Annotated in this window: 4 protein-coding genes and 1 pseudogene; all 5 read left to right on the forward strand. The window is 54.1% G+C overall.

Annotated features, from left to right (window positions below; all coding sequences use genetic code 11):
* Positions 1-618 precede the first annotated feature (618 nt).
* On the forward strand, positions 619-2355 hold the full coding sequence (gene pilB / locus BF12_RS0115670) for a type IV-A pilus assembly ATPase PilB (RefSeq protein WP_024953081.1): 1737 nt from the start codon (positions 619-621) through the stop codon (positions 2353-2355).
* Between the two features lie 246 nt (positions 2356-2601).
* Positions 2602-3840, forward strand: coding sequence for a type II secretion system F family protein (locus BF12_RS0115675; protein WP_024953082.1), 1239 nt, complete (start codon positions 2602-2604; stop codon positions 3838-3840).
* 147 nt (positions 3841-3987) lie between these two features.
* A pseudogene (locus BF12_RS20535) lies at positions 3988-4784 on the forward strand (prepilin peptidase).
* Entirely contained in the window at positions 4781-5419 is a 639-nt protein-coding gene (coaE, locus tag BF12_RS0115685; RefSeq protein WP_051511071.1) for a dephospho-CoA kinase, read from the forward strand. Before BF12_RS20535 ends, coaE begins: the two are co-directional and overlap by 4 nt.
* A gap of 72 nt (positions 5420-5491) precedes the next feature.
* Positions 5492-5737 carry a DNA gyrase inhibitor YacG gene (yacG, locus tag BF12_RS20540; RefSeq protein WP_035160353.1) on the forward strand — a complete coding sequence of 82 codons (246 nt, stop codon included), beginning with the start codon at positions 5492-5494 and terminating at the stop codon, positions 5735-5737.
* The last annotated feature ends 37 nt before the right edge of the window (positions 5738-5774 follow it).

Below are 5774 nucleotides of genomic sequence, written 5' to 3' on the forward strand. Positions count from 1 at the left end.
TAAGACCAAGCACTTATGACTCCCTTGCGTTTGCGTAGTGAGATCAGGTCGTACGTCCTGAGACCCCGGTTACGTTCCCTGATGTCCAGAATGTTACCCTGTAATGACTTGTGTCTGCGTTGAGCTATTATCCACACTTCATACTTCATAATCTTGCCATAACATTCTGATATCACGGGGTATCGACCGGACGGGACGATTGATACCACAGCCACAGATTAGGTGCCATTGCCATGTCGCAAGACGCTACTCTGGCGGCGCTGACGGCTGCTTGGTTGTTACAATAGATTACACTCAGTGACATTGCAAGCAACGCCAGAAAAACTTTCTCCTTTGGATGCACTATATATTCAACGTTTAGAGCACCACACTCTCACTATCGTCGATACCAGAGGCCTGATATTGGTCAAGGCCGAATCAATCTCACAGTAGCATTTCTGATAGAAAGCTTTCGAGCTACACTGACCGCAAGAGGCCAGCATCACCAGGTCAGTATCAACTCCCTGTCAGCACAGGCTTTTCACGCCTTGAAAGCAAGGCGATTGCTGTGAGGTCAGGCAAGCTTCCTTTGGAGAAATCTTCCCAAGTAAGCGAAAGGACTCGGAACAGGATATTTCCATGCCTCAGACAGATCACACGCTTAAAGGGTTTGCCGCTCGCTTGGTCGAAGCAGGCTTGCTGGAGGCTCAGGCTGCCAAGCTTGCCGAACAGGAAGCCAACGAGGCCGGAGAAAGCCTCTTGCTACATGTGATTACGCATGGCTTGGCACCCGCACGTGAAGCCACCTTGGCGGCGGCATGGGAGTACGGCCTGCCCTACGTTGATCTCGATGCGCTGCGTATCGACTCCCTCCCTTCTATAGACGAGCTTCCTGAAAAGGTATTGCGCAAACTAGGGGTACTTCCTCTTTATCGCCGCGAGCATCGCCTGACGGTGGGTGTGCCCTCACCTTCGACGCTGACACATCTTGATGAGCTACAGTTCGCCACCGGGCTATCAATCGAGAGTGTACTGGTCGCCGCCGACCAACTGACACCAGCCCTCGAGCAATATTTGGAGGCCGGCGAAGAAAGCGCCATGGATATGCTCGGTGAAGAAGGTGAAGCACTCGACAATCTGGAATTCGAAGGCGAAGAAGACAACAACCACGACATGGCAATTACCGCCAGTAGCGATGATGCCCCGGTGGTGCGCTTCGTTCACAAGGTACTCCTCGATGCCATCAAGCGTGGCGCCTCGGATATTCACTTTGAACCTTACGAATCCACCTATCGCATCCGCTTCCGTATCGATGGCATGCTGATCGAGAACACACGACCGCCCTTCAATATGCGTAACCGTATTTCGGCACGCCTGAAGGTGATGTCACGGATGGATATCTCAGAGCGACGCTTGCCGCAAGATGGTGCCATCAAGCTGCGTCTATCCAAATCGCGCTCCATCGACTTCCGCGTCAATAGCTTGCCAACAGTGTATGGCGAGAAGCTGGTACTGCGTATTCTCGACCCTAGCTCTGCCAAGATGGGGATTGAGGCGCTGGGCTTCGAGCCTGAACAACGTGCCATGTTCGAGAAGACACTGGATGAACCACAGGGGATGATCCTCGTCACAGGCCCAACGGGTAGCGGCAAGACGGTCACCCTTTATACTGGCTTGAATATCCTCAACACCGCTGAACGCAATATCTCGACTGCGGAAGACCCTGTCGAGCTCAAGGTCGAAGGTGTCAATCAGGTCAATGTACTGCCCAAGATCGGGCTGGATTTTGCCTCGGCCTTGCGTGCCTTCCTGCGCCAAGACCCTGATGTGGTAATGGTCGGTGAGATACGTGACAAAGAAACTGCTGAGATAGCCATCAAAGCGGCACAGACAGGCCACCTGGTACTGTCCACGTTACATACCAACTCGGCACCAGAAACATTGACACGCCTCAGTAACATGGGCATAGCGCCCTTCAATATCGCCAGCTCAGTCTCGCTGATCATCGCGCAGCGACTGGCACGCCGTCTGTGTACTCACTGTCGTCAGCCAGCGGAAATACCACCAGAGGCACGTGAATCAATGGGATTCCGTACAGATAATGGCTTCAGTAGCGAGGAACTTGAAAGCGCGACAATTTTCCGTCCAGTAGGCTGTAGTCAATGCACACTAGGTTACAAGGGACGTGTCGGTATTTATGAAGTCATGCCGATCTCCGATGAAATGAGCCGTCTGATTATGCGTGAAGGCACCGCGATCGAACTGGCAGACCAGGCACGCAAGGAAGGGCTCTCCGACCTGAGACGTAGTGGGCTACGTAAAGTGATGGCTGGTATGACTTCACTTGAGGAAGTCAACCGTATCACTAAGGATTGAAGCCGCTGCAATCGTTGAAAAATCAGCTGCTAAACATTTGAACAGCACTGACTTTTCTTCAGCCATCATGCACATTAGCGATAAGATACAATAATCATTAGCCAGGATGATTGATCGTGAGAAGGTCGACATCAGTGACACGCGATACTGCATGCATCATGTGGACCATGCGACAAATACTCATGGGTGCAGATAACTTGGCAATACTGAACGAATACTGCCACCCAATAGGGAATGACAGCTAATATGGCAACAATCAAAACTGCCAAGCACAAGAAAAAGAAGGCGGGCATAGAAACTTGGCAGTGGTCAGGCAAGAATTCGCGTGGCGAGAACGTCAAAGGCGAGTTGATGTCAGCTAACGTAGACCTCGTCAAGAACACACTTGTCAGTCAAGGCATAGTCGTCAAGCGCCTACGCAAGAAGTCGTCATTATTCGGGAGTAGCAAAAGGGTCAGCGGTAAGGATGTCACTATGTTCGCGCGCCAGATGGCGACCATGATCCGCGCCGGTGTACCGGTGCTACAAGCCTTTGGCATCGTGGCTGAAAGCATGAAAAGCCCCGGCATGAGGCACTTGGTCGAGGATATGATGAGTCAGGTGGGCGCTGGCGCCAGCTTTTCCGAGGCACTACGCAAACATCCGCAACATTTTGATAGCCTTTTCACCAACCTGGTGGCTGCTGGCGAACAAGCCGGTGCACTCGACAAGATGCTCGATCGAGTCGCGACCTATAAAGAGAAAATTGACTCCCTCAAGGCACGCGTCAAGAAAGCGCTTTATTATCCAGCTGCCGTCATATGTGTGGGTTTCGGCGTCACTGCCATACTGCTAGTCAAGGTCGTTCCTCAGTTCGAAACACTCTTCGATGGTTTTGGTGCCGAGCTGCCTGCATTCACCCAACTGACCATTACCATGTCTGAATATGCGCAAAGCTATTGGTATGTAGCACTCGGTGCAGTAATACTCACAGGGGTATTTATTTCTCAAGGCATGAAGCGCTCAGATAATTTCGCCTATGCGATGCACCGCTTCATGCTTAAAGTGCCAGTGCTGGGTGACATTCTGGACAAGTCTTCTGTAGCACGTTATTCACGTACGCTAGCCACCACCTTCCAGGCAGGTGTGCCATTGATAGAATCGCTTGATACTGCTGCTGGAGCAACGGGCAGCAAAGTCTATGAGCGCGCTATCGCCCAGATAAAGGAAGATGTCTCGACAGGCCAGCAGCTTAATTTTGCTATGCGTAATACCCAGCTGTTCCCGACATTGGCAGTACAGATGGTGGCGATTGGTGAAGAATCTGGCTCGCTGGATGCCATGCTCAACAAGGTAGCGGACTTCTATGAAGAGGACGTCGACAACAAGGTCGATGCGCTGACCTCTCTTCTTGAGCCACTGATCATCGTGGTACTAGGGACTCTAGTAGGCGGCTTGGTAGTCTCGATGTATCTGCCTATCTTCGAGATGGGCAATGTAATCTAAATCATACCTGTCTATCTCTACTGATCACCTATCGGCCGCGATACCTGAGGGACGCGGCCGTGGCATCTCTGATAAGGATTTTCTGTGGACTCTCTCGCGCAGCTCCCCCTCACACTTCAGGCCTGCTTGGCGGGCGTTTTTGGCCTGATGGTCGGCAGCTTTCTGAATGTCGTGATCACTCGTTTACCGGTCATGATGATGCGCCAATGGCGCGCCGAAGCCCGCGAAGCACTGGAACTCGAGACAGAGGTAAATCCACGCTTCAATTTACTGGTACCGGCTTCACGCTGCCCAGGCTGCGACACTCCCATTCATTGGCATGACAATATCCCGGTGTTGGGCTGGTTGAAGCGCCGTGGCCGCTGCGCCAGTTGCAACACACACATTAGCCCGCAATATCCGCTGGTAGAGCTTGCCGGTGGCACCTTGGCGGTTGCCATTACCCTCATCTATGGCCTCGACATGCAGAGCCTGTGGATCTTCGGTGCCTGCCTGACATTACTTGTCCTGTCAGTCATCGATTTTCGTACCCAGCTTCTGCCTGATGCCATCACACTGCCGCTGTTGTGGGCCGGCCTTGCCTATCAGTTGATGTTCCAGCCGTTGATGCTATCCAGCGCTGTTGTCGGTGCAATGGCCGGCTATCTGGTGCTGTGGAGCTTCTACTGGCTATTCAAGTTGATTACCGGCAAGGAAGGCATGGGGTACGGTGACTTCAAGCTGCTTGGCGCGCTTGGCGCTTGGCTGGGCTGGCAGTGGCTACCGCTGCTGTTGATTCTGTCAGCTGGCCTGGGCGCAGTCCTCGGCATTCTGCTGCAGCTGATGGTGCCTCGCCTGCGCGGTGCGCCGATGCCTTCGGGCCGTATCTGGCTGTTGCTGGTTGGATCGCCCTGCTGTTCGGCACGCCGTTGATGAGCCTCTACCTCAGTGTCATCGGCGCATGACGACACAAAACCATACGGCCAACCAAGGGCCGATCATCGGGCTTACCGGCGGCATTGGTAGTGGCAAGTCCAGTGTCGCGCGTCTGTTTGGGGAGCTGGGTATTCATTGGGTCGATGCCGACGACGTCGCGAGAGAGATTGTTCGCCCGGGAGAGCTGGCACTGGGCGAGATCATCGCTCACTTCGGCGATGAGATAGTCGACAGCGCCGGCCAGCTGAATCGTGCGGCGCTACGCGAACACATCTTCGCCGCCCCCGAACAACGCCAATGGCTGGAGCGCTGCACGCATCCGCGTATCCGCGAACGCATAGAGCAGCATCTGACCGCCATGCCCGGCCCGTACCGCTTGCTGGTATCGCCGTTACTGTTCGAGTCTGGGCAAGACGCATTGGTAAGCCACTGCCTGGTGGTTGATGTGCCGGAAGACGTACAGCTGGCACGCACGCTACAGCGTGATGGCGTCAGCGAGGCGCAGGTACGCGCCATTCTCGCCGCACAGCTGCCACGCGCAACACGGCTAGCCAAGGCGTGTGATGTGATCGACAATGTAGGGACACAGACGCAGTTACGCGAGCAGGTCATCGCGCTTGATGCTCGCTATCGCGCACTGGCGCTGACACAGGTATCGCCTTGAACCTGTAGCGACTCGTCTTACTGCATGCCAGTCGATTGAATTCCCATCATTCACCGCTTCAGGATGTTTCCCATGTCTGACTCCTCTTCATCTCAACAGACCGGCTCGCCGTTAACGGTCGCCTGCCCTCAGTGCCGTACTCCCGTCGTATGGAGCCCCGAAAGCACATTTCGGCCCTTCTGCAGCAAGCGCTGCCACCTGCTAGACCTTGGTGCATGGGCAGATGAGTCTCATCGTATCGCGGGTGAAACGGCCATGGACGAGACCAGCATCGACGAGATGGTCGCAAGGATGGAGCGAGACCTGAATCAGCAATGAAGTCGCCTTCATCGCCGTGAACAGCAGGTAACAAAAA

Origin of the sequence: Cobetia crustatorum, from assembly GCF_000591415.1 — a bacterium.
In the GTDB taxonomy this organism is placed as follows: Bacteria; Pseudomonadota; Gammaproteobacteria; order Pseudomonadales; family Halomonadaceae; genus Cobetia; species Cobetia crustatorum.

What these genes read in the sequence shown, in the direction of transcription:
- pilB (WP_024953081.1), top strand. Translation starts at nt 619, where the DNA reads ATGCCTCAGACAGATCACACGCTTAAAGGGTTTGCCGCTCGCTTGGTC.
- BF12_RS0115675 (WP_024953082.1), top strand. Translation starts at nt 2,602, where the DNA reads ATGGCAACAATCAAAACTGCCAAGCACAAGAAAAAGAAGGCGGGCATA.
- coaE (WP_051511071.1), top strand. Translation starts at nt 4,781, where the DNA reads ATGACGACACAAAACCATACGGCCAACCAAGGGCCGATCATCGGGCTT.
- yacG (WP_035160353.1), top strand. Translation starts at nt 5,492, where the DNA reads ATGTCTGACTCCTCTTCATCTCAACAGACCGGCTCGCCGTTAACGGTC.